Origin of the sequence: Caballeronia sp. LjRoot34, from assembly GCF_964253815.1 — a bacterium.
Taxonomy (GTDB): domain Bacteria; phylum Pseudomonadota; class Gammaproteobacteria; order Burkholderiales; family Burkholderiaceae; genus Caballeronia.
In genome coordinates this window covers 89,175-108,847 of record NZ_CAXUSB020000003.1, presented here as the reverse complement: position 1 = coordinate 108,847, position 19,673 = coordinate 89,175, and the positions used below count along the sequence as shown (strand labels likewise).

The 19,673-nt window shown below is 63.7% G+C and carries 17 protein-coding genes and 1 pseudogene; 11 read left to right on the top strand and 7 right to left on the bottom strand.

Going from position 1 to position 19,673, the window contains the following annotated elements; all coding sequences use genetic code 11:
- Positions 1-319 precede the first annotated feature (319 nt).
- Positions 320-949: a TetR/AcrR family transcriptional regulator gene (locus ACSQ36_RS31520; protein ID WP_436185068.1), complete on the top strand. Its 630-nt coding sequence runs from the start codon at positions 320-322 to the stop codon at positions 947-949.
- On the opposite strand, the pseudogene ACSQ36_RS31515 reads toward ACSQ36_RS31520, so the two are convergent.
- The 3 genes and pseudogenes from ACSQ36_RS31515 to ACSQ36_RS31505 form a co-directional block, all read right to left on the bottom strand.
- Positions 943-1,064 (bottom strand): annotated as a pseudogene (locus tag ACSQ36_RS31515) (polyamine ABC transporter ATP-binding protein); the annotation flags it as partial. The gene ACSQ36_RS31520 and the pseudogene ACSQ36_RS31515 overlap by 7 nt on opposite strands.
- 86 nt (positions 1,065-1,150) lie before the next feature.
- Positions 1,151-2,479 (bottom strand): MFS transporter, encoded by a 1,329-nt coding sequence (locus ACSQ36_RS31510; RefSeq protein ID WP_436185067.1) that lies wholly within the window; start codon positions 2,477-2,479, stop codon positions 1,151-1,153.
- A gap of 220 nt (positions 2,480-2,699) precedes the next feature.
- Entirely contained in the window at positions 2,700-4,322 is a 1,623-nt protein-coding gene (locus ACSQ36_RS31505) for an AMP-binding protein (protein WP_436186426.1), read from the bottom strand.
- A 208-nt stretch (positions 4,323-4,530) separates the two neighbouring features.
- Here ACSQ36_RS31505 and acuR point away from each other — a divergent pair, with 208 nt between their 5' ends.
- From acuR to ACSQ36_RS31485, 4 genes are all read left to right on the top strand, one after another.
- Positions 4,531-5,202, top strand: coding sequence for an acrylate utilization transcriptional regulator AcuR (acuR, locus tag ACSQ36_RS31500; protein WP_436185066.1), 672 nt, complete (start codon positions 4,531-4,533; stop codon positions 5,200-5,202).
- Positions 5,195-6,178, top strand: a complete 984-nt coding sequence (gene acuI, locus ACSQ36_RS31495; protein ID WP_436185065.1) for an acrylyl-CoA reductase (NADPH) — start codon at positions 5,195-5,197, stop codon at positions 6,176-6,178. The genes acuR and acuI overlap by 8 nt, the downstream gene beginning before the upstream one ends.
- 2 nt (positions 6,179-6,180) lie before the next feature.
- Positions 6,181-7,347, top strand: coding sequence for an acyl-CoA dehydrogenase family protein (locus ACSQ36_RS31490; protein ID WP_436185064.1), 1,167 nt, complete (start codon positions 6,181-6,183; stop codon positions 7,345-7,347).
- Positions 7,348-7,428: 81 nt separating this feature from the next.
- Complete coding sequence (locus ACSQ36_RS31485) at positions 7,429-8,571, top strand: mandelate racemase/muconate lactonizing enzyme family protein (protein WP_436185063.1); 1,143 nt, start codon at positions 7,429-7,431, stop codon at positions 8,569-8,571.
- Here ACSQ36_RS31485 and ACSQ36_RS31480 read toward each other — a convergent pair.
- Positions 8,562-9,473 (bottom strand): LysR family transcriptional regulator, encoded by a 912-nt coding sequence (locus tag ACSQ36_RS31480; RefSeq protein WP_436185062.1) that lies wholly within the window; start codon positions 9,471-9,473, stop codon positions 8,562-8,564. The genes ACSQ36_RS31485 and ACSQ36_RS31480 overlap by 10 nt on opposite strands.
- 183 nt (positions 9,474-9,656) lie before the next feature.
- Here ACSQ36_RS31480 and ACSQ36_RS31475 point away from each other — a divergent pair, with 183 nt between their 5' ends.
- From ACSQ36_RS31475 to ACSQ36_RS31465, 3 genes are read left to right on the top strand one after another with little or no spacing between them, the layout of a single operon-like run.
- Entirely contained in the window at positions 9,657-10,640 is a 984-nt protein-coding gene (locus tag ACSQ36_RS31475; protein ID WP_436185061.1) for a hydroxymethylglutaryl-CoA lyase, read from the top strand.
- Between the two features lie 3 nt (positions 10,641-10,643).
- Positions 10,644-11,786 (top strand): CaiB/BaiF CoA transferase family protein, encoded by a 1,143-nt coding sequence (locus ACSQ36_RS31470; RefSeq protein ID WP_436185060.1) that lies wholly within the window; start codon positions 10,644-10,646, stop codon positions 11,784-11,786.
- 30 nt (positions 11,787-11,816) lie between these two features.
- Positions 11,817-12,836 carry an SMP-30/gluconolactonase/LRE family protein gene (locus ACSQ36_RS31465; RefSeq protein WP_436185059.1) on the top strand — a complete coding sequence of 340 codons (1,020 nt, stop codon included), beginning with the start codon at positions 11,817-11,819 and terminating at the stop codon, positions 12,834-12,836.
- Here the strand turns inward: ACSQ36_RS31465 and ACSQ36_RS31460 are convergent.
- The 3 genes from ACSQ36_RS31460 to ACSQ36_RS31450 all read right to left on the bottom strand — a co-directional run bounded on the left by ACSQ36_RS31460 (position 12,833) and on the right by ACSQ36_RS31450 (position 16,257).
- On the bottom strand, positions 12,833-13,990 hold the full coding sequence (locus ACSQ36_RS31460; RefSeq protein ID WP_436185058.1) for a porin: 1,158 nt from the start codon (positions 13,988-13,990) through the stop codon (positions 12,833-12,835). The genes ACSQ36_RS31465 and ACSQ36_RS31460 overlap by 4 nt on opposite strands.
- Before the next feature lie 138 nt (positions 13,991-14,128).
- Positions 14,129-15,418 carry an MFS transporter gene (locus ACSQ36_RS31455; protein WP_436185057.1) on the bottom strand — a complete coding sequence of 430 codons (1,290 nt, stop codon included), beginning with the start codon at positions 15,416-15,418 and terminating at the stop codon, positions 14,129-14,131.
- A 74-nt stretch (positions 15,419-15,492) separates the two neighbouring features.
- Entirely contained in the window at positions 15,493-16,257 is a 765-nt protein-coding gene (locus tag ACSQ36_RS31450) for a carboxymuconolactone decarboxylase family protein (RefSeq protein WP_213763655.1), read from the bottom strand.
- 351 nt (positions 16,258-16,608) lie between these two features.
- Here ACSQ36_RS31450 and ACSQ36_RS31445 point away from each other — a divergent pair, with 351 nt between their 5' ends.
- The 3 genes from ACSQ36_RS31445 to ACSQ36_RS31435 are packed head-to-tail and all read left to right on the top strand — an operon-like array spanning position 16,609 to position 19,650.
- Entirely contained in the window at positions 16,609-17,799 is a 1,191-nt protein-coding gene (locus ACSQ36_RS31445) for a CaiB/BaiF CoA transferase family protein (RefSeq protein WP_436185056.1), read from the top strand.
- A gap of 29 nt (positions 17,800-17,828) precedes the next feature.
- The gene (locus ACSQ36_RS31440; RefSeq protein WP_436185055.1) at positions 17,829-18,653 is read left to right on the top strand and encodes an HpcH/HpaI aldolase/citrate lyase family protein; all 825 of its coding nucleotides are present in this window, start codon (positions 17,829-17,831) and stop codon (positions 18,651-18,653) included.
- Positions 18,654-18,660: 7 nt separating this feature from the next.
- Positions 18,661-19,650 (top strand): LysR family transcriptional regulator, encoded by a 990-nt coding sequence (locus ACSQ36_RS31435; protein WP_436185054.1) that lies wholly within the window; start codon positions 18,661-18,663, stop codon positions 19,648-19,650.
- Positions 19,651-19,673 lie beyond the last annotated feature (23 nt).

Here is a 19,673-nt window from a genome sequence, read left to right as displayed (position 1 = left end):
GAACGAGACGTGGGTTGTGCCGTTGTAACTTATGCGATGTATGCGACGGTCCGTTCAGGGCGTCGGGGAAAAGTGTCGTACGTGCCGACAGTCAGCGAAGGCGAGCGGCCAGCCGGTCTGCGTGGAAAGTGCGGCACTTTTGCGAGGGCATCTTCGCAAACAATGTTAGAGGGCATCCTCGCATAAGTCAACGAGAATGCATGAACCCAGGAACGACTGAAGCACGATAGAGCAGTCGGCGAGTAGAGACAGTCCGAATCACGCGGCATGCTAATATGCGAGGAATACCTATCAAATACTCGCATATCGGAAGAGCAGCATGACTTCGTCTACGCCCACTCAGGACTCCCCGCGCGCTTGCGAACCGAAAAGGGAAAGGGGGCGCCTGCGCGTCGCCGCGATCATGGAGGCCGGGGTCGAAGTGTTCACGGAAAAAGGCTATGACTCGGCCACCATGACCGAGATCGCCGCCCGCTCGGGGACCGCGATCGGCTCGCTTTATCGATTCTTTCCGTCCAAGGAATCGCTCGCCGACGCGTTGCTGCTTCGTTACGCGCAGCAAGTAAAGATGGGGCTCGCTGAACTGGAGCAGCAGGTACCGGACATGACGCTTGAAAGCGTGGCCGATGCATTCGTCGACTTCATGCTCGTGCTTCAGTCGCGGCGCAGCTTCGCGGTCGCGCTGGTGGATGCACGCGGGGGCAGCGTCGACGAACGCAAGCGGTTTCGCCAGGCGATGCGCGGGGGCGCGGCGAACATCCTGCGCCAGGCGCTTCCCGACCTGAGCCCGGCGAGGGCGAAGGTCATGGCGGTGGTCCTGCTCCACCTGCTTAAGGGAGTGGTCAGTATTGCCAACGAAGAGGCCGCCGCACGCGCCATGCTGATGGCCGAAATCCGTGAACTCGTTCGCCTCTATCTGGTGTCGGCATCGGGGAAGCGGGCTCAATGAAGCGTGCGCGCTGCGATCAGCTTGCAAGCGTGCGCGGGCAATTCGGCCAGCACCGGCATGCCAAGACTGAGGCCCGGCGTTTCCCGCTGCGTGGCGTGAAGCCGGCACAGTCGATCTAACGACGGGCCCACGGCGGCTTATGCCAGGATGGTTCTGGTCATTACCCGGAAGAAGGGCAAGACGGGCGCGCCACGCACGCGATTAACTCTGCTTGGCTCGTCCGTCTGTGGCAAGACTGCTCTGTGTATCGGACTGATGCAGACGCAAAGGGCGCACAGCGGAGACAAAGACGCCACCGAGAATGCCGACCGCACCGAGCACGCCAAAGGCCAGCGAAAAGTTGCCGGTCATCTGCTTGAGGCCTCCCACCAGCAGTGGCCCGATGAACCCTCCCGCCAGATTGCCGATCCCACCCGTGACGGCAATGGTCGGAATCGCGAGTTCGCGGGGAAAGATGTCCGTGATCAGAGCCGAGACGAGTGGCACATTCATGAACAGAAAGAAGCCGATCAGCGTGAAGACCACCATTTGCAAGAGAATCAGATGGGCGCCCAGACGGGAACCGGCATAGAGCAGCACGCCGATCAGGACGAGCGGGATGGCCACGTGCAGCCGGCGCTCCTGGAAGCGATCCGAGCTATGGGTAATGAAAAGCAGGCCGAGCACGCTCGCGAGATAGGGCAGCGCATTGAGCCAGCCGATCATCTGCGGGCTCACATTCAGCGCGCTGGCCGCCTTGATGGCCGAAGGCAGCCACAGGCCGAATCCATAGGCGACCATGTTGGCCATCGAGTACGTTGCCATGAAGAGCCAGACCGCGGGCTGGCGAAGGACATCGCGCCAGCGTTTGGACAAGCCCGCGCCGGCGAAGGCGGCCTTTTCTTCGGCAAGCCCTTTTTCAAGGCCCGTGCGCTCGTGATCGGGCAACCAATGAGCGGTCTCGATGCCGCTTGGAATGGCTTTCCACCAGACGATCGCCCAGAGCCACGCCGGCAGGCCTTCGAGTACGAACATGGTGTGCCAGTTCGCGTGGGTGAGCACGAAGCCCGAGATCGGACCGGAGAGCAGCGCGCCGAACGGGATGGCCAGGTTCCAGAAGCCGAAGGCCCGGCCTCGCTCGGACTTGACGAACCACTGCGATAGCAGCAGCGACATCGACGCCCATACGGGTCCCTCGGCCAGACCGAGCAAAAAGCGCGCAAGGGACAGCTCATAGACATTGCGCACGAGGCCGGTGGACATCGAAAAGAAACCCCAGAGCAGCAGTGCGCCGAGGATCGTGCGCTTCGCCCCGAAGCGCGGCGCAAGCCAGCCTCCGGCAATGAAGCTGATCAGATAGCCCCAGAAGAATACCCCGGCGACAAAGCCCGCTTGCGAGGACGACAGATCGAGGTCATGCGACATGCTCGGCAGCGCCATGCCGATATTGACGCGATCGAAGTAGGCAATGGTGTAGAGCAGGAAGATGACGGGCATCAGGCGGCGCCAGCGTACCCAGCCGAGCGTATGGAAGGCGTGATCGGGCATCATCGTCCTCCTTGCCGGATCTGTTGCGATACCGTGCAGGGACCACTACAGCAGCGGGGCGGCGTGCCCGCCATGCCCGCCATGCCGACAGGAAATCGCGAAACTGTCATGAACGTCTCCATTGATATTGTCGGGTCGCGCTCGCCGGCGCGATTGTCGGGTGCCTTGATCGACGGCTGACTGCTGACTGCAGACGATCGGCGGCGTGAAAACACACGGACCACTATTCCAGAAGCATCCTGCGCATGACCTTGCCGGAAGCAGTGGTGGGAAGCTCGCTGCGGAATTCAACCTGACGGGGCACCTTGTAGGCCGACATGTTCTCGCGGCTCCAGGCAATCAGCTCACTCTCGCTGACCGAGCCGGACGCCTCGCCCTTCAGGACCACCACAGCCCTCACCACTTCGCCGCGGTTCGCATCCGGCATGCCGACGACCGCCGCTTGGCGCACCATTGGATGCCGGACCAGGATGGCTTCCACGTCTTCGGGAAAGACGCTGTAGCCTGAAACCTTGATCATTTCCTTCGTTCTGCCAAGCAAGGTAAGGTAACCGTCCTCGTCCAGCTTGCCGATGTCGCCGGTATGCAGCCAGCCGTCGCGCAAGGTTTCAGCGGTTTTCTCCGGCTGCTTCCAGTAGCCGTGAAAGTTGCCCGGGCTGCGCAGGACGATTTCACCGTGCTCGCCCACGGGAAGATCGCGTCCGTCAAACGCGTCGACGATCCTGCATTCCACGCCGGGAAGCGGGCGGCCGTTGGTTCCCCAGCGCACCGTGCCGGGCAGCGTGATGACATCGCCCGTATGGGTTTCGGAGAGACCGTAGCCCGCTTCGGTTGCCATGCAGCCCGTGAAGGCTTGCCAGCGCAGCGAGAGCGCCTGCGTCATGCGGATACCGAAACTCGACGCGCTCGTCGTTTGCAGCGACGAAAGGTCGAAGCGCCCGGCGTCGGGCGCATCCATGAGCGCCACGAGCATCGGCGCGATTGCTTTCCAGTAGGTCACCTTGTGCCGCGCGATGGACTCGAGGGTCGAGACCGCGTCGAAGCGGTAGTGAAGGACCGAGGTCGCGCCGCTGAAGAGCGGGATGTCCAGGCCATAGAGCATCCCCGAGATGTGATAAAAGGGAGGGATGGCCAGGTGCACGCCGTTCGCGTCGAGACCACTCAGTTTCGTGATGCCGCTGGTCTTGAACCAGGCGTTGCCGTAACTCAGCATCGCCCCCTTGGGCCGGCCCGACGTGCCCGAGGTGTAGATGAGCAAGGCAATGTCATCCATGTGAAGCCGAGGGCGCGGTGGCGGGTCCGTGCAGCGCGCCATCTCCGCGAGCAGGTCGGTGGTCCCCGGCGCGATCACGCGGGAATGGCGGATCTCCTGCGGCACGGCGTAGGTGGGATGCGCCGGCAACATGTCCTGATAGTGGACCAGCAGTACGCTTCGCAAGGCCGTTTCGTGCCGGACCTGCTCGACGACCGGATAAAGCGTATCCGCGGCGATGATGACGCGCGCACCCAGATCGCCAAGCTGATACGCCAGTTCGTGACGCTTGAACAGCGGACTGCACGGGCTGACGATCGCGCCCAGTTTCTGGATGCCGAGGAATGCGATCACGAATTGCGGGCAGTTCTGCATGAACAGGACGACGGGCTCGCCTTGCTTCACCCCTTCGCGGGCCAGAACCGCCGCGCATGCGTCGCTCGATTGATCGAGCTCAGCGTACGTGATTTCGCGTCCGTACCAGACCAGCGCCACCTTGCCGGGTGCGCGCCGCGCGTGCTCTCGCACTTGCTCGTGCAAAGGCGTGGGCAACCCGTGAAGAGGAAGGGAAAACGGCGCAACGCTTTGTGTCATGGGTGACCCGACGCCAATCTGATCGACGATGTACTGACCCGGCGCCGCCTGCGTCACTGCGTCATCCAGGCGGCAATTCGCTGCAAAGCTCGATGAAATAGACCTCGGCCTCGCGATTCAAAAAAAGAATAGACCAGTCTGTTCAAAAATACAATAATGTTAACCGACGACCCAACGCAACGACCCAACGGACCCGCCTGCCCATCTGATGAGTACTCGACACAAACCCACCGAAGCCACCGAAGCCACCGCGCCGCCTGCGCGAATCGACCGAAAGGCCCGTGCGTCGGCGCGTACCGACACGCGCATGGCGCTGATCCGATGCGGCACGCAGATGTGCACGGAACGCGGCTTCCAGGTGACGAGCATCGACGAACTGCTGCGGCTGGTCGGCGTTCCGAAAGGGTCGTTCTATCACTTCTTTCGCAACAAGCATGAGTTCGGCGAAGCCGTCATAGAGAACTATGCGGCGTATTTCCAGCGCAAGCTGGATCGCCTGCTGAGCGATTCGTCCCGTTCGCCCTTGCAGCGAATGGGCGATTTCGTCGACGAGGCCGTGCGCGGCATGGAGCGCTTCGGCTTTCAGCGCGGCTGCCTGGTGGGCAATCTCGGACAGGAACTCGGCGGTTTGAATGACAGTTTCAGGCATCAATTGGAAGCCGTTCTGCTTGCCTGGCAGCATCGCACCGCCGACTGTTTCCGCGAGGCAATCGCATGCAACGAACTGTCCCCTGATCAGGATTCCGAAGCATTGGCGCAATTCTTCTGGATCGGCTGGGAAGGCGCGATCTTGCGTGCGAAGCTGACGCGCGATGCCGGACCGATGCGGTTGTTCGCCAATATGTTCTTCATGACGCTAGCGAGGAAGCACGATGTTTAAAGCACTGCTGCTTGAGCAGGACGGCACGGAGACCCGGGCACGCGTGGCCTTCGTGGATGAAGCGCAGTTGATGCCGGGTGACGTGACGGTCGCCGTGGAATATTCCACGCTCAACTACAAGGACGCGCTGGCCATCACGGGGCGCGGTCCGGTCGTCAGGCGTTGGCCCATGATCCCGGGTATCGATTTCGCCGGCGTGGTCGAGTCGAGCGAGCATCCGCGTTTTCATGCGGGCGATAAAGTCTTGTTGAACGGCTGGGGCGTCGGGGAAAATCATTGGGGCGGTCTCGCGCAAAAGGCGCGCGTCCCGGGCGATTTCCTGATCGCGTTGCCAGCGTCCATGAGTGCGCGCGACGCCATGGCGATCGGCACCGCCGGCTACACCGCAATGCTGTGCGTGCAAGCGCTTGAGCGCGCCGGGACCGCGCCGGATCAGGGCGAGGTGCTGGTCACCGGCGCCAACGGCGGTGTCGGCAGTTTTGCGGTGGCAATACTCGCGGGGCTGGGCTATCGCGTGATCGCATCGACGGGCCGCGCGGAACATGCCGAGCGCTTGCGGGCGCTCGGCGCGGCGGAGATCATCGACCGGCACACGCTTTCGGAGGCCGGCAAGCCTTTGCAGAAGGAGCGCTGGATCGGCGCGATCGACAGTGTCGGCAGCCATACGCTCGCCAATGTGTGCGCGGGTACCCGATACGGCGGCGCCGTGGCGGCCTGCGGTCTCGCGCAAGGAATGGACTTCCCGTCGACGGTCGCGCCGTTCATCCTGCGCGGCGTCACGCTGGCGGGGATCGACAGTGTCAAGGCGCCGCTGGAGAAACGTCTGTCCGCGTGGGAGCGGCTGTCCAGGGCGATCGACCCGAAGATGATCGCGGCGATTGCCACCGAGATTACGCTTGCCGAAGCCATCCCGACCGCGAGCGCCTTGCTCGACGGAAAGGTCGAGGGGCGCGTCATAGTCAATCCGGACACCTGAAGATGACACTGACCGAAGAGTTCGATTCCGCGCTGCCCGCGGCCGAGCGGGAGTTCATCGAACGATGCCGCCGCTTCGCCGAAATATCGATCGGGCCGCATGCCCGGCAATGGGAATACGCGCGTTCCTCGCCGCGCGATGCCTTGCGGGCTGCCTGCGTCGAAGGCTTCGCCGGCGTCGAACTGGAACGGGAATCAGGCGGCCTGGGCCTGCTGTATTCGGCGAAGATGCGCATGGCGGAGGAGTTCAGCAAGCACGATCTCGCCTTCACCTTTGCGTTGATGCAGCAGCACAACGTGATCGTCAGGCTGGCGGAATCGGCCGCACCGGAGGTCGCGCAACGGCTCGTTGCGCCGATGCTCGAAGGAGAACTGATCGGTTGCACGGCCATGACCGAACCGGGCGCGGGCAGCGACTTCGCCGCCATTGCGACCCGCGCGCGCAAGGTTGCGGGCGGCTGGCGGCTCGATGGCGAGAAAGCGTGGATATCGAATGCATCGGTGGCGGATGTCTGCCTGACTTATGCGCAGACGGACGCCTCTCTCGGCAAGGACGGGATTGCGTGCTTTGTCGTGGAAGCCGGCCGTGACGGCTTCACGCGGCTGCCCGCTTATGAGTTGCACGGCTGCCACGCCATTGGCGTGGGCGGCTTTACGCTTGAAGACTGCTTCGTTCCGGACGACATGCTGCTCTATCCGCCCGGCCAGGGATTCAAGGCGGCAATGCAGGCAGTGAATCGCGCGCGCGTGCATGTCGCGGCGATGAACGCAGGCATGCTCGACGCGTCGCTTGCCGCCGCGTTGCGCTATGGCGCCGAACACCAGGCGTTCCGGCAGCCCTTGCTGGATTTCCAGGGCTTGCGCTGGTCCCTCGTCGATGTGGCGACGGACCTTGAAGCCCTGCGCTTGCTGACGTATCGCGGTGCCCGGCTGATCGATGCGGGCGCCGACGCGCAGGAAGCCGCCGCGATGGCCAAGAAATTCGGCAATGACTGTGCGTCGCGCGGCATTGCCGCGTGCGTCCAGGCGATGGGCGCGAACGGCTTGCTCGCCGGGATTCCGCTTTCACGGCATCTCGCCGCGGCGAAGCTGCTGTGCTACACCGACGGGTCGACCGAGATGATGAATGAACGCATCGGCCACCTGCTTCGCAAGCGCGCAACGCAATGAACGGCTTTCCCGGCCGCCCGGCCTTGCACCTGTCGTGCATGCCGGGCGCCGGTCCATCATGCTTTCATCGGGGCTGCCATCATGAAGATCGTCGAGGTTCGTTCGTTTCCCATTTCCTTTCCTGTTCCTGCCGACAAATCCGTGACGCTGAGTCTCGGCCGCACCGTCAAGCGCGATGCCGTGCTGGTGCGCGTGGAGACCGATGAAGGGATCGTGGGCTGGGGTGAAGCGCATCACGGCCGATGTCCGGGGGCGGTAAGCCGTGTCGTCGATACGACCTTGCGCGATCTGGTGCTCGGCAAGGATGCGTTCGACGTGGTCGGCATCTGGGCCTACGTCTACAAGATGCAGTTGGCCAGTCACGGTGTGGGCGCTGCCGCGAGCATGGCGTTGAGCGGCCTGGATTGCGCGCTGTGGGACATCCGCGCGCAGGCAGCCGGATGGCCGTTGTACCGCCTGCTCGGCGGCGCCAACAAGCCGATCAAGGCTTACGCGGGCGGCATTTCGCTGGGCTGGCAACCTGCGGACATGCTCGCGGACGAAGCGCTCGGGCTTGTCGGGATCGGCTATCGTGCGCTCAAGCTGCGCATGGGCGACACGCCGGCGCGGGACATAGAACGGGTCCAGGCGGTGCGTCGCGCGGTGGGGCCGGACGTCGATATCCTGGTGGACGCCAATACCGCGTACACGGTCGAGGACGTGAGGAAGGTCATGCCGGCCTTCGAGGAAGCGGCCATTGGCTGGCTCGAAGAACCGTTTCCGCCCCACGACCGCCGCTCGTATGCGCAAGGCGCGGCGCTCGGCCGGGTACCGTTTGCTGCCGGCGAAAATCATTTCACGCGGTTCGACTTCAACACGCTGCTCGATGACGGCGTGGTGCGTTTCGTTCAACCGGACTTATCGAAGACCGGCGGCGTGACCGAAGGCATGCGTATCGCGGCGATGGCCAGCGCGCAAAAAATCTCGGTCAACCCGCATACGTCCACCACCGCGCCGAACATGGCGACATCGATCCACTTTCTGTGCGCGATCGAACAGCCGGGTTATTTCGAAGCCGATGTCACCGTGCTCAATCCGTTCCGCGACCATCTGACGAACCGGCCGCCTTACGAACTCGACGCGCAGGGATGCGTCAGCGCCTATGACGACGTGAGCGTGGGTATCGTGATAAACGAAGCGTTCGTGAAGGAACATCCGCTGATCGACGGCCCCTGCTATGTCTGAGCATCCGGCGCCGAGGCGAGACGCCCGAGGTGCTCGACCAGCGCGCGGGCGGCGGACGGCAGGCTGTCCAGGTCCCTGATCATGATGCAGATCATCGGATGCGCCCACGCGTCGGTAAGCGGAATGAACCGCAGGTTGTGCATCCTGCCGTAGGTCGCTTCCAGGAACGACGGTACGACGCCGATGCCCAATCCCAGTCCGATCATGTTGCAGACGCTGTCGAATCCCCGCACCCGGATGCGCGTCTTCTTGGCCGCTGAACTTTGCCGGGCCGCGTAGTCCAGCAGTTGCGACAAGGCGCTGGCCTGGTTTTGTTCGACTTGCTCGTATTTCAGCGTCTCGGCGTAGCGGACATCCCTGCGTCTTGCGAGCGGGTGTTTCGCGGGCACGGCAACCGCGAGGTCATAGCGCTTGTACGGGATCAGGCGCAAGCCTTCATGACCGAAGAAATCGGGACCGAGGCCAATATCGGCGCGACCCTCGGCCACGTCGCGCACGATGAACGGCGTCTCGTGCTCTTCGAGGTCGATCTTGACGCCCGCATGCTGCTTGACGAACCGCTGTATCTGCGAGGGCAGGCCGGCCGCGAGCGCCGACGCGCTGATACGCACGCGAATGTGGCCGCGCACGCCCTGGGCGTACTCGGACATCTCTGTCTGCATATGGTCGAGCGCCTGGACGACCATGCGGGCGTGGTGTGCCATCGCTTCCCCGGCAGGCGTGAGCCGGATGCCATGCTGGCCCCGCTCGACGAGCGCCACGCCCGTCATCGACTCCAGTTGCGAAAGCCGTTTGCTCACCGCCGAGGCGACGATATGTTCGCGGGCGGCGGCCTTCGCGATACTGCCTTCCTCGGCGATCGCCACGAAGAGCCGGGCGGAGGTGGTATCCAGTCTGCGCATAGGCGAGCCATCTCATTCGGAGAGGGGGGGAGCCTTCAATCGTCGCTTGGCGGTTGGCGCGCGTCGCGGCGATCATATGTGTCGGCCCGGGGCTGCCGAAGCAGGCACTCGATTGTCTCACCAACGCCCTCACCAACGCCCTCACCAACGCCCCGTCATTACGACAGCCTGGAGATCCACACGATGAACCCGTCCAACGCCGAACCGCAACCCCATCACGACGATCGATTCGTCGAAGTCACCGAAGTCGGCACGCGCGACGGCTTGCAGATCGAACCGGTCATGATCCCGGCCGCCCGCAAGATCGGCTTGATCAACGACATGATCGCCGCAGGCATCGGCAGCATCGAGGTGACGTCGTTCGTTTCGCCCAAGGCCGTGCCGCAGTTGGCCGACGCGGAGGAGGTGATCGACGGCATCACGCGCGCTCCCCATACGCGCCTGCTGGCGCTGGTGCCGAACCTGCGGGCGGCCGAACGCGCCGTCGAAACCTCGCTCGACGCGGCGGTACTCGTGTGTTCGGCATCAAACACGCACAACCGCAAGAACCTCAACCGCAGTGTGGACGAGACGCTCGCCGGCGTTCCTTCGGTCGTCGCCCGGCTCGCCGAAGGCAACCGCCGCGAGCGTCGCATCGACGTGATCGGCGCGGTCGCGACGGCGTTTGGCTGCCCGTTCGAAGGCGACATCGCGGTGGACGACGTGCTGAAGATAGCCCGGGCGTATGTCGAGGCGGGCGCCAGCCAGGTGACGCTCAGCGACACGACGGGGATGGCGACGCCGGCCAACATCCGCACGCTGGTGCGCGCGGTGCGCGCCGCGTTGCCCGGCACGCCGCTCGCGCTGCATCTGCACAATACGCGGGGCGTGGGGCTGGCGAACGTGCTCGTCGGACTGGAAGAGGGCATCCGCCGCTTCGATTCATCGGTCGGCGGTCTGGGTGGCTGTCCGTTCGCGGCGGGCGCGACCGGCAACATCTGCACCGAGGACCTGCTGTTCCTCCTGGAAGGCAGCGGCTACGAGACCGGGGTGGACCTGGAAGCGGCCATTGCCGTGGCGCACAAGATGGAGAAGCTGCTCGGCAAGCGCCTGGTGGGGCAAGTCATGCGCGCCGGTCCACGCCTGCGCCTGCATGACGCAGGCACTGTCGCCACGGCCGCGGGCTGAGTGATGACGCGACCCTTGTCCGGCATCCGGGTTATCGACCTGACGCGCATCCTGTCGGGCCCCTTCTGCACGATGCTGCTTGGCGACATGGGCGCCGACGTGGTGAAGATCGAGGCGCCGCGCAACCCGGATCCGATTCGCGCCCAGGGCACGATCGTCAACGGACTGAGCACGTACTTCGCGGCATTCAATCGCAACAAGCGGTCGATGACCGTCGATCTGCGCACTGAAGAAGGCAAGCTGCGGATGGCCGCGCTGCTGGCGCGCGCGGATGTGCTCGTCGAAAACTTCCGGCCCGGCGTGCTCGCGGCAATGGGATTTTCCGCCGAGCGGCTGGACGAGATCAACCCGCGGCTGATCGTGGCCAGCATCAACGGCTACGGTTCGAGCGGACCTTATGCACAACGTCCGGCTTTCGACTTTGTCACGCAAGCCATGAGCGGCTTCATGAGCCTGAACGGCGACGAAGGCGGCAAGCAGTTTCGGGCAGGCATTCCGGTGACGGACCTCGTCGCCGGGCTCTACGCGGCGTTCGGCATCGTCAACGCCTTGCGCGCGCGGGACCAGACCGGCCGCGGGCAACGCGTCGAAGCGGCGATGATGGACTCGATCATGAGCCTCTTCGCCTGGTATGCCTCCGATCATCTTGCGACCGGCGAAACGCCGCGCAGAACGGGCAACGATCATCCCATCACCGCGCCGTATGGCATGTTCAACGGCCGCGACGGTGATATCGCCGTGGCCTTGAGCACGGAAGCGGTGCTCGACCGTTTCCTTGAAGTCGTGGGTCTCAGCGACCTGCGCGCCGACCCGCGCTTTCGCACGAATACCCTGCGCATGCACAACCGCGATCAGCTCAACGCTATTGTCAACGAACGCATTGGTTCGGATACCCAGGCGAACTGGGTTCATCGGCTGAACGCGGCGGGCGTGCCCTGCGGTCTCGTGCAGAGCCTGCCGGAAGCGTTCCACGATCCGCAGACGCTGCATCGCGAGATGGTGATCGAAGTCGATCACCCGGGACACGGCCCGGTTCGCATGCTCGGGTTTCCGGTCAAACTCTCCGATACCCCCTGCACCGTGCGCTATCCGGCGCCAAGGCACGGCGAGCACACGCAGGAAATCATTTCGGAGTGGGAAATATAACGGCCGCTATCGAACACGGGAAAATAAACGATGTCTTATCCACTGGATCCGGGTTTCTCCCTCGACTTTACGGATTTGCGGATTGTCGCGCGGGGCCTGACACGCCCCGAATGCGTGCTGGCGCTGTCCGATGGCACGCTCGTCGCGGCGCATGGAGCCGCCGGCTATTCGCTGATTGACGCGCACGGCCGCGTCGAGCACACGCTGATACGGCAACCCGGCCCGCGCGCCTATCTGCCCAACGGTATCGCGGTGGCGCCGGACGGCCGGGTCCTCTTCGCCGATCTCGGCAAGGATGTTGGCGGTATCTTCGCAATCGATGCCGCCGGCAATGTCGAATCGATCCTCGACGCGCTTGACGGGCAGCCCCTGCCGCCGAGCAACTTCGTTCTGGTCGATGGCGAAGGCCGACTCTGGTTCACCGTCAGCACCCGCAAACGGCCGCGTACCGACGCATGGAATCATCGTGTGGCTGATGGCTTCATCGGTGTCGTGGACGCGCGCGGGGCCCGCATCGTCGCGGACGGCATCGGCTATACAAACGAAATTGCCTTCTCTCCCGATGGGCACTGGCTCTACGTCAACGAAACCTATAACCAGCGCGTCAGCCGGTTTTCACTGCAACCCGGCGCCGTACTGGGCGCCAAGGAAGTCATGGCCGAGTTCGATGGCGCGGATCTGCCCGATGGCCTGACCTTCGACGCCCACGGCGGCGCGTGGATCACGTGTATTGGCAGTAACCGGCTCGTGGTCCTGCGCCCGGATGGGAACATGCAGGCGGTGCTGTCGGATACGGATACCGCCTATGCAGAAGGGCTGGCGCGCAAGTTGCGCGAGGGCACGCTTGCGCAGGAAGACATGAAGACCGCGGGACAGTCCCGCCTCGGGAATATTTCCAGCCTTGCGTTCGGCGGTCCGCAACTGCGCACCGCCTATCTCGGTTGCCTGCTCGATGATTGCATACGCGCCTTCGAAAGCCCGGTGCCGGGCCTGGCTCCGGCCCACTGGCAAAGGCGCGTACGGTCGCAACCAGGCGGACGGCTGGCCTAGAACCTGTGCCGCATGCCCACGGTGACGCCCAACTGCCGGTTGTTGTTCGACGCCGTGGACATGCCGAAGATATCGGCGCCGATCTTCAGCCCGTCTTCGCTCACCTGCTGTACCTCGGTCTGGATATAGACGTCGGTACGCTTGGACAGCAGGTAGGAGGTCTGGAGGCTGAGCTGATTCCACTTCGGATTGCGCCCGTTGAGCTTGCCGTCCGTGTAGGTATAAGCACCGGAAACCGACCAGGCCGGCGTGAACATGTATCGGACATTGGCTTCGTAGTTGTTAAAGCGTGCGTTGTCCCCGTTCAGGCTGAGTCCGCCGCTCACCCCGGATGAACTGGAAAGGATTGCGAACGGATTGTCGAGCAAGGTCTGCGTGAACACCAGGCCGAGCGTAAGCTGGCCGAGCGTATAGTTGGCGCCGGCGCCCCAGGTGCGCTGGCGCGAGGCGGTAAAGGTATTGTCCGAAACAATCGCGCCGTTGCTGTTGCTGATCTGCTGCACGCCGCCGGTGAGCGCGACGGTATTGTTGAATTGCAGGTAGGACGCCACGAGATTCAGGCCGCCGTAGATATACGACGTGGCGAAACTGTAGGCGCGGTTGTTGGCAAAGTCCCCGGCCGCGTTGGAGAAGCCGTACATGCCGCTCACGAGCAAGCCGTGGAAGCGCGGGCTCGTGTATTTGACGGAATTGTCCACCCGCAGCGATCCATTGAGGTTGTCGTTGTCGAACGGATGGGCGAACTGCGTGCCGCCCGCAATGGTTCCGGTCAGCGAAAGCGGCCCGAGATAGTCGAAGATGCTGGTGTACTGCCTGCCGAATGTGGCTGAACCATATTGGTTGCTCGCGAGGCCCACGAATGCCTGCCTGCCGAATTCGCGGCCGCCTTGCGCAAGCGTGCCGGTCGGCAAGGTGAAGCCGCTTTCCAGGGTCAGGATGGCGCTCAAGCCGCCGCCGAGGTCTTCGACTCCGCGCAGTCCCCACCGGTCGCCCTGGATCTGACTGGTCGTTTCCTGGATGTTGCGGTGGCCGTTCTGATTGGTGGTGTAGGTCAGGCCGGCATCGAGCAGGCCATACAGCGTCACGCTGCTTTGCGCATGAGACGTCTGCGCGCACAGGCCGAGAATGGCGGCCAGACAGGCAACAGTTTTCACTCTTCACTCCTTTGGGTTGGAATCGTATGGGCAGCCGGATGCCGGCCGTCGAGAAAACGCGGCATCGCATGGACGAAGGGGAAAGCAATCGCGGCGTAAGGTCCGTTACCCTGGACCTTGCGCCGTGGACAACGAGTTCTAGTGCGTCACGACAGTGTCCGCCGAAGCCTCGTACTCCTGATAATTCGGCTTGGCGATGATGTAGACCACCATCGCCGCCGCTGCGAACAGGGCGTAGCCGAGAATGTAGAAGCTATTGGAGAGGTTGCCGCCCCGGGCAAAGAAGCCGACCACGAGAGGACCGACCACGCCGCCGCAGCTCGCGAACACGTTGATCAGCGCGACCGACGGCGCGGCCTGGTTGCGTGGCACCTTGCTCAGCACCCAGGCCCACCACGTCCCGCCGGGCGAATACAGTCCGGCGCCCGCAATGCAGAACATCACCATCGAGAACGGCAGGCCGCCATCCACATAGTGCTGGGTGAGCAGCGCGACACCCGAGACGATCAACGGCAACGCGACAAACCAGCCGCGCGAGATGGTCGACGGCCGATCCGAGAGCCATGAGTTGAGAAACATCGAGATGGCGCCGAATAACGGCGGCAGGGCGGTCAGCCAGCCCACGGCCTGGAAGCCACTGACGAAATGCTGCTTGATGAGGCTCGGCATCCAGAGGCCGAAGCTGAAGATCACCATGATCCAGCAGAGCGCCGCAAAGGACAGCAGCCATACGGTCGGGCGCAGCAATACGCCTGAGAACGTACCGTCCGCGCCCACGCCGGCGAGACGCCGCTGCACGATGAAATCCCGCTCGGCAGGGCTGATCCAGCGGTCCTTCGCCGGATCGTCCGAAACGAAGAACCAGATCAGCAGGGCCATCGCAACGGCGGGGATGCCTTGCAGGATGAACATGGTCTTCCAGTGAAAGACATCGATCATCCAGCCGGCAAGCGGCGCCATTACAACCGACGACAACGGCAGTGCGTATTGCGCGAAGGCAATCCCGCGCGCGCGCTCGCGAGCCGGGAACCAGCGCACGAAAATGACCGCGAACGATGGCCAGATCACGCCCTCCGCCAGTCCCATCACCACCCGTACCGCCAGCAAGGCCGGAAGGCTGTGAACCAGGCCCGTGAGGCAGGCGGTCGCGCCGGTGATCGTCATGGCCACCGCGATTACGCGGCTGGGGCCGATCCTGCTCGCGAGCCATCCGCCGGGAATCTGCGTGACCAGGTATCCCCAGAAGAACGCCGACAGCAGCGCGCCGGTGATCGTGGTGCCCAGTTGCAGGTCATGCGCCATCTGCGGCGCCGCCACGCCGATGTTCGAGCGGTCGGCAAAGGCGATCAGATAGCTGATGAACACCAGCAAGCCGATGCGCTTCCACCTCGTTTTCCCGATTTTCGCTCCGTCGTCCCGAATCTGCATCTTTGTCTCCTGAATTTTGCGGTTAGCAAATGTCTTTGTTTTCAGTGCGGGCATTCAACACTTCCAGCGCTTCCTTAGCGCGATGTTTCGTTTTCGAACGACGCCAGTTCTTCAGCGAGAATCGGCAGGGTGACTTCGAAACTGTGTATGCCCATGATGCTGGCCAACTGCATGACCTCCAGCACTTCCGCCGGGGTCGCACCATACGCGAGCGCATTCTCGATATGCACCAGGGTGCCGGGCAGGTATTGATGGGTGACGGAAACATCCACCGCGATGTACATGAACTCCTTCACCTTCGGGTCGAGCGTTCCGCTGACCCACGGAACAGCCGAAAACGTGGTGAACGCTTCGAAGTAGTCGGGATCGAGCGCGAGCAGCCCGTCCCAGATCGGGCTCCAGTAGCCGCGCTTGGCCTCGAAATCGGCCTTGATGGCCTGGCGCCTCGCGTCGGGGTGGCTCAGGTCGAGCGCGCGTGCGGGATCGTGTGCGACCTTCTCGGCGAGGGCCGGCATGCCGATCACGCAGGCGTGCACGCCGATCACGCTCACCAGTTGCAATACTTCGAGCAGTTCTTCCTTGCTGGCGCCCAGACGCAGTGCGTCGCGGCAGTGCCTCCGTACGCCCGGCGCGTAGAGGTGGGTGACCGAGGCGTCGAGCGCGAGACTGACGAGAGCCTTTGTCTTGGGGTCGAGCGGCCCCGAGCGATGCGGCGAGCCCGCAAAGTCCAGATAGGCGCGTACGAATTCCGGGCTGCTGTCTATCAGGGACGCGAGCGTGTCGGGCCAGTAACCGCCATGGCGGACAAACGTTTCGACCTGTTCGCGTAACGATATCATTCAGTAATCCTTTATTCTGTTGATGAGGCATGGGTGACAAGGCATTGACTTGCGTGGCCGGTGAATCCGCCGGCTGGCCAGCTTCCCACTTGTACGGACAGGTGAATCATATGAGCGCAGCGCGGGCTGTGCAAATGGATTGTCAGCAGGCGGCGAATGTTGCGCAGCAGCGTCCCGGTTTTCACCGGCACGCCTCAGGGCCTTTTCAGGAAAGGATCGGAGGCAGACTGGCAGGTCGTGACGCGGTGCATTATTTTGCGTTCCTTATGACGCAGTTTTGATTATTTCAATAGACGCTCGCCGGGTCGGGGTCGACCATCGCATTCAATCGAACCATTCAACGGGAGTGGCATGAAAGCTTTGGAAGGCCTTCGGGTGCTGGATCTTGGAACCTTTGTCGCCGGTCCTTTCTGCGCCACGATACTCGCGGAATTCGGCGCCGAGGTGATCAAGGTGGAACCGCCGGGCGTGGGTGATTCGCTGCGCCGCTTCGGTACCGAAACGGACTGTGGCGACACGCTGATGTGGCTGACTGAAAGCCGCAACAAGAAATGCGTCAGCCTCAATCTCAAGGATCCGAAAGGGCAGGAGATGCTGCGCCAGCTCGCGGCGAGCTGTGACATCGTGGTGGAGAATTTCCGGCCGGGCGTCATCGAAAAATGGGGGCTCGATTTCGATACGCTTCACGCGCTCAATCCGCGCACTATCCTCGTCCGCATCTCGGCGTATGGGCAGAACGGGCCGAGCCGGCTGAAGCCCGGTTTTGCGCGCGTCGCGCATGCGTTCTCGGGGCTTTCCTACCTCGCCGGCGAACCCGGGCGGATCCCCGTGACGCCCGGCTCGACGTCGCTCGCCGACTATGGGTCGGGTATGTACGGCGCGATCGGCGCCCTGATCGCGTTGCAGGCGCGTGAGAAGACAGGACGCGGGCAATGCGTCGATCTCGCCTTGTATGAATCGATGTTCCGCGTGCTCGACGAAATGGTCCCCGTGTATCACAAGCTCGGCAAGGTGCGCGAGCGCATGGGCGCCAACGCGGTCAACGTCGCGCCGCACAGTCACTACCGGAGCCGCGACGGCCGCTGGATCGCCATTGCCTGTACCAATGACAAGATCTTCAAGCGCTTCGCGAGCGTGATGAACCAGCCGGAACTCGCTTCCGATGACAGCTGGGGCCGGGTGGGGCCGCGCGTGGCCGCCGTTGACGAAGTCAACCAGGTCGTGCAGGAATGGGTCGGCATGCGCAACCACGACGAAGTCCTCGCGCTGTGCGACCAGGGCGAAGTGCCCGCCAGCCTCCTGTACAGCGTCGCCGACATCTTCGAGGACGAGCAGTACCAGGCGCGGGAAAACATCCGCGTGATGGACTCGCGCGCGGGCGAGGTGGCCGTGCCCAATGTGATCCCCAAACTCTCGGAGACGCCGGGAGCCCTGGAGTGGCTCGGCGAGGAACTCGGCGGCCACAACGATGAAATCTTCCGCGACGTGCTCGGCCTGAGCGTAGCGCAGATCGAAGCGCTGCGCGTGTCGGGCGTTATTTGAGCCGCTGCATGACAAAACCGGAGACCCGCATGTCTGAATCAATCCGTTCCTATCTGTTCGCGCCCGCCACGCGTCCTGAGCGCTTTGCGAAAGCCGCGCAGTCCGGCGCCGGCGCGGTGATCGTCGACCTGGAAGACGCCGTCGAGCCGGCGCGCAAGGAAGCGGCGCGCGTCTCGCTCGCCAAGACCATGCCGGGCCTGATTCGTGAAGCCCGCGCGCGCGACGTGGAAGTGCTCGTGCGCATCAACAGCCGCGGCAGCGACTGGTATCACGACGATCTCGCCGCCTGCGCCTCGTTCGAACTGGATGGCATCGTGATACCGAAGGCCGAGGACCCCGATGCGATCGCCAGCGTGGCGCAGCGCCATCCGTTCTGGGCCTTGCACCTCCTGATGGAAACGGCCGTGGGCTTCGAGCATATTGGCGCGCTGGCGAAGGCGCCGGGCGTGCGGCGCATGATGTTTGGCTCGGTCGACCTCATGTTCGACCTCGCGGCGAATGAAACTGGCGAGCCGTTGAATTACTATCGGAGCCAGATCCTGCTTTATTCGCGCCTGGCGGGATTGATTCCGGCTGTCGACGGCGTGTGCACCACCCTTGACAACCCGGCGGTCCTCGAGGATGAAGTGCGGCGCGCGCGGGCTTTTGGCTTTGGCGCCAAGCTGTGCGTGCATCCGCTCCAGATCGAGCCGGTCAATCATGGGCTCGGTCCCACGCCGCAGGAGCTGGCGTGGGCGCTGCGCGTGTGCGAGGTCGTGTCGAACGGCGCCGCGGTCGCGGTGGACGGACGGCTCGTGGATGCACCGGTGCTGGCGCAGGCACGCCGCATCGTGGCGTCCGCCGGCCGTGGCTGAGGTCGTCATGAAAGAAGGCGCGCAACGCTTGCTACGAGTGCGCGCGCCCGCGCCTTTCCCGATGACCCTTTTGAAGAAGCCGATGCCCGGCGTGCTGTCATGCCGTAATGTCAACGACCTTCAGCACATCCGCGCGTTCGTCGCGGTGGCGCGCGAAGGTAGCCTGACGCGCGCCGCGCAACTGCTGCATCTCACCCAACCCGCCGTCAGCCTGCAATTGAAGAGCTTCCAGGACCAGTTGAACCTGCGCCTGCTCGCGCGCTCGCCGCGCGGTCTCACGCTCACCACCGACGGTCTCAAGCTGCTGCCGTATGCGGAGAATATCCTGCACGCGATCGGCGATTTCGAGGCGGCGGCGGGCAACATGCTGACGGTCCTGAGCGGCACCGTATCGATCGGCACGATCCTGAATCCGCAGACCATCCGCCTGGGCGCAATCCTGCAGCACATGGCGAGCCACTACCCGGAAGTGCGCACGCGCCTGCGCCACGCCATGACCGGCCAGGTGCTCGACCAGATCCGCAGCGGTACGCTCGACGCGGGCTTTTACCTGGGCATGCCGGGGGATATCGATGGGATCGAGTTCCATGCCATCGCGCTCATGCCGATCACCTATTACGTCATCGCGCCCAAGGGCTGGCAGGACCGCATCAATGGGCGCGGCTGGACGGAGCTGGCCGCGCTGCCGTGGATCTGGACGCCGCCTACCTCGACGCATCACCGCATGCTCTCGCACGCGTTCGATGCCGCCGGGGTCCGGCCTCAAGTCGCGGCCGAAGTCGATCTCGAAGCGTCGATGGTCGAGCTCGTGCGCGCCGGCGTGGGCTTGTCGCTCGCGCGCGAGTCGGTGGCTATCGACGAAGCGCAGAAATACGGAGTCGCGATCTCGCGGGAGTTGCCGATCGAGATTCCGCTGTCGTTCATCACCCAGGCCCGCCGCCGGGAGGAACCGCTGATCGAGGCGATCTTCCTTGCGGCACAGATGGCGTTCGCATGATGCGCTGCCTGGCCGGCAGCACA

Excerpts from the sequence above, each read along its gene's own strand:
- ACSQ36_RS31445 (WP_436185056.1), top strand. The coding sequence starts at position 16,609 with ATGAAAGCTTTGGAAGGCCTTCGGGTGCTGGATCTTGGAACCTTTGTC.
- ACSQ36_RS31490 (WP_436185064.1), top strand. The coding sequence starts at position 6,181 with ATGACACTGACCGAAGAGTTCGATTCCGCGCTGCCCGCGGCCGAGCGG.
- ACSQ36_RS31485 (WP_436185063.1), top strand. The coding sequence starts at position 7,429 with ATGAAGATCGTCGAGGTTCGTTCGTTTCCCATTTCCTTTCCTGTTCCT.
- acuR (WP_436185066.1), top strand. The coding sequence starts at position 4,531 with ATGAGTACTCGACACAAACCCACCGAAGCCACCGAAGCCACCGCGCCG.
- ACSQ36_RS31505 (WP_436186426.1), bottom strand. The coding sequence starts at position 4,322 with ATGACACAAAGCGTTGCGCCGTTTTCCCTTCCTCTTCACGGGTTGCCC.
- ACSQ36_RS31520 (WP_436185068.1), top strand. The coding sequence starts at position 320 with ATGACTTCGTCTACGCCCACTCAGGACTCCCCGCGCGCTTGCGAACCG.
- ACSQ36_RS31480 (WP_436185062.1), bottom strand. The coding sequence starts at position 9,473 with ATGCGCAGACTGGATACCACCTCCGCCCGGCTCTTCGTGGCGATCGCC.
- ACSQ36_RS31455 (WP_436185057.1), bottom strand. The coding sequence starts at position 15,418 with ATGCAGATTCGGGACGACGGAGCGAAAATCGGGAAAACGAGGTGGAAG.
- ACSQ36_RS31450 (WP_213763655.1), bottom strand. The coding sequence starts at position 16,257 with ATGATATCGTTACGCGAACAGGTCGAAACGTTTGTCCGCCATGGCGGT.
- ACSQ36_RS31440 (WP_436185055.1), top strand. The coding sequence starts at position 17,829 with ATGTCTGAATCAATCCGTTCCTATCTGTTCGCGCCCGCCACGCGTCCT.
- ACSQ36_RS31435 (WP_436185054.1), top strand. The coding sequence starts at position 18,661 with ATGAAAGAAGGCGCGCAACGCTTGCTACGAGTGCGCGCGCCCGCGCCT.
- ACSQ36_RS31510 (WP_436185067.1), bottom strand. The coding sequence starts at position 2,479 with ATGATGCCCGATCACGCCTTCCATACGCTCGGCTGGGTACGCTGGCGC.
- acuI (WP_436185065.1), top strand. The coding sequence starts at position 5,195 with ATGTTTAAAGCACTGCTGCTTGAGCAGGACGGCACGGAGACCCGGGCA.
- ACSQ36_RS31465 (WP_436185059.1), top strand. The coding sequence starts at position 11,817 with ATGTCTTATCCACTGGATCCGGGTTTCTCCCTCGACTTTACGGATTTG.
- ACSQ36_RS31470 (WP_436185060.1), top strand. The coding sequence starts at position 10,644 with ATGACGCGACCCTTGTCCGGCATCCGGGTTATCGACCTGACGCGCATC.
- ACSQ36_RS31475 (WP_436185061.1), top strand. The coding sequence starts at position 9,657 with ATGAACCCGTCCAACGCCGAACCGCAACCCCATCACGACGATCGATTC.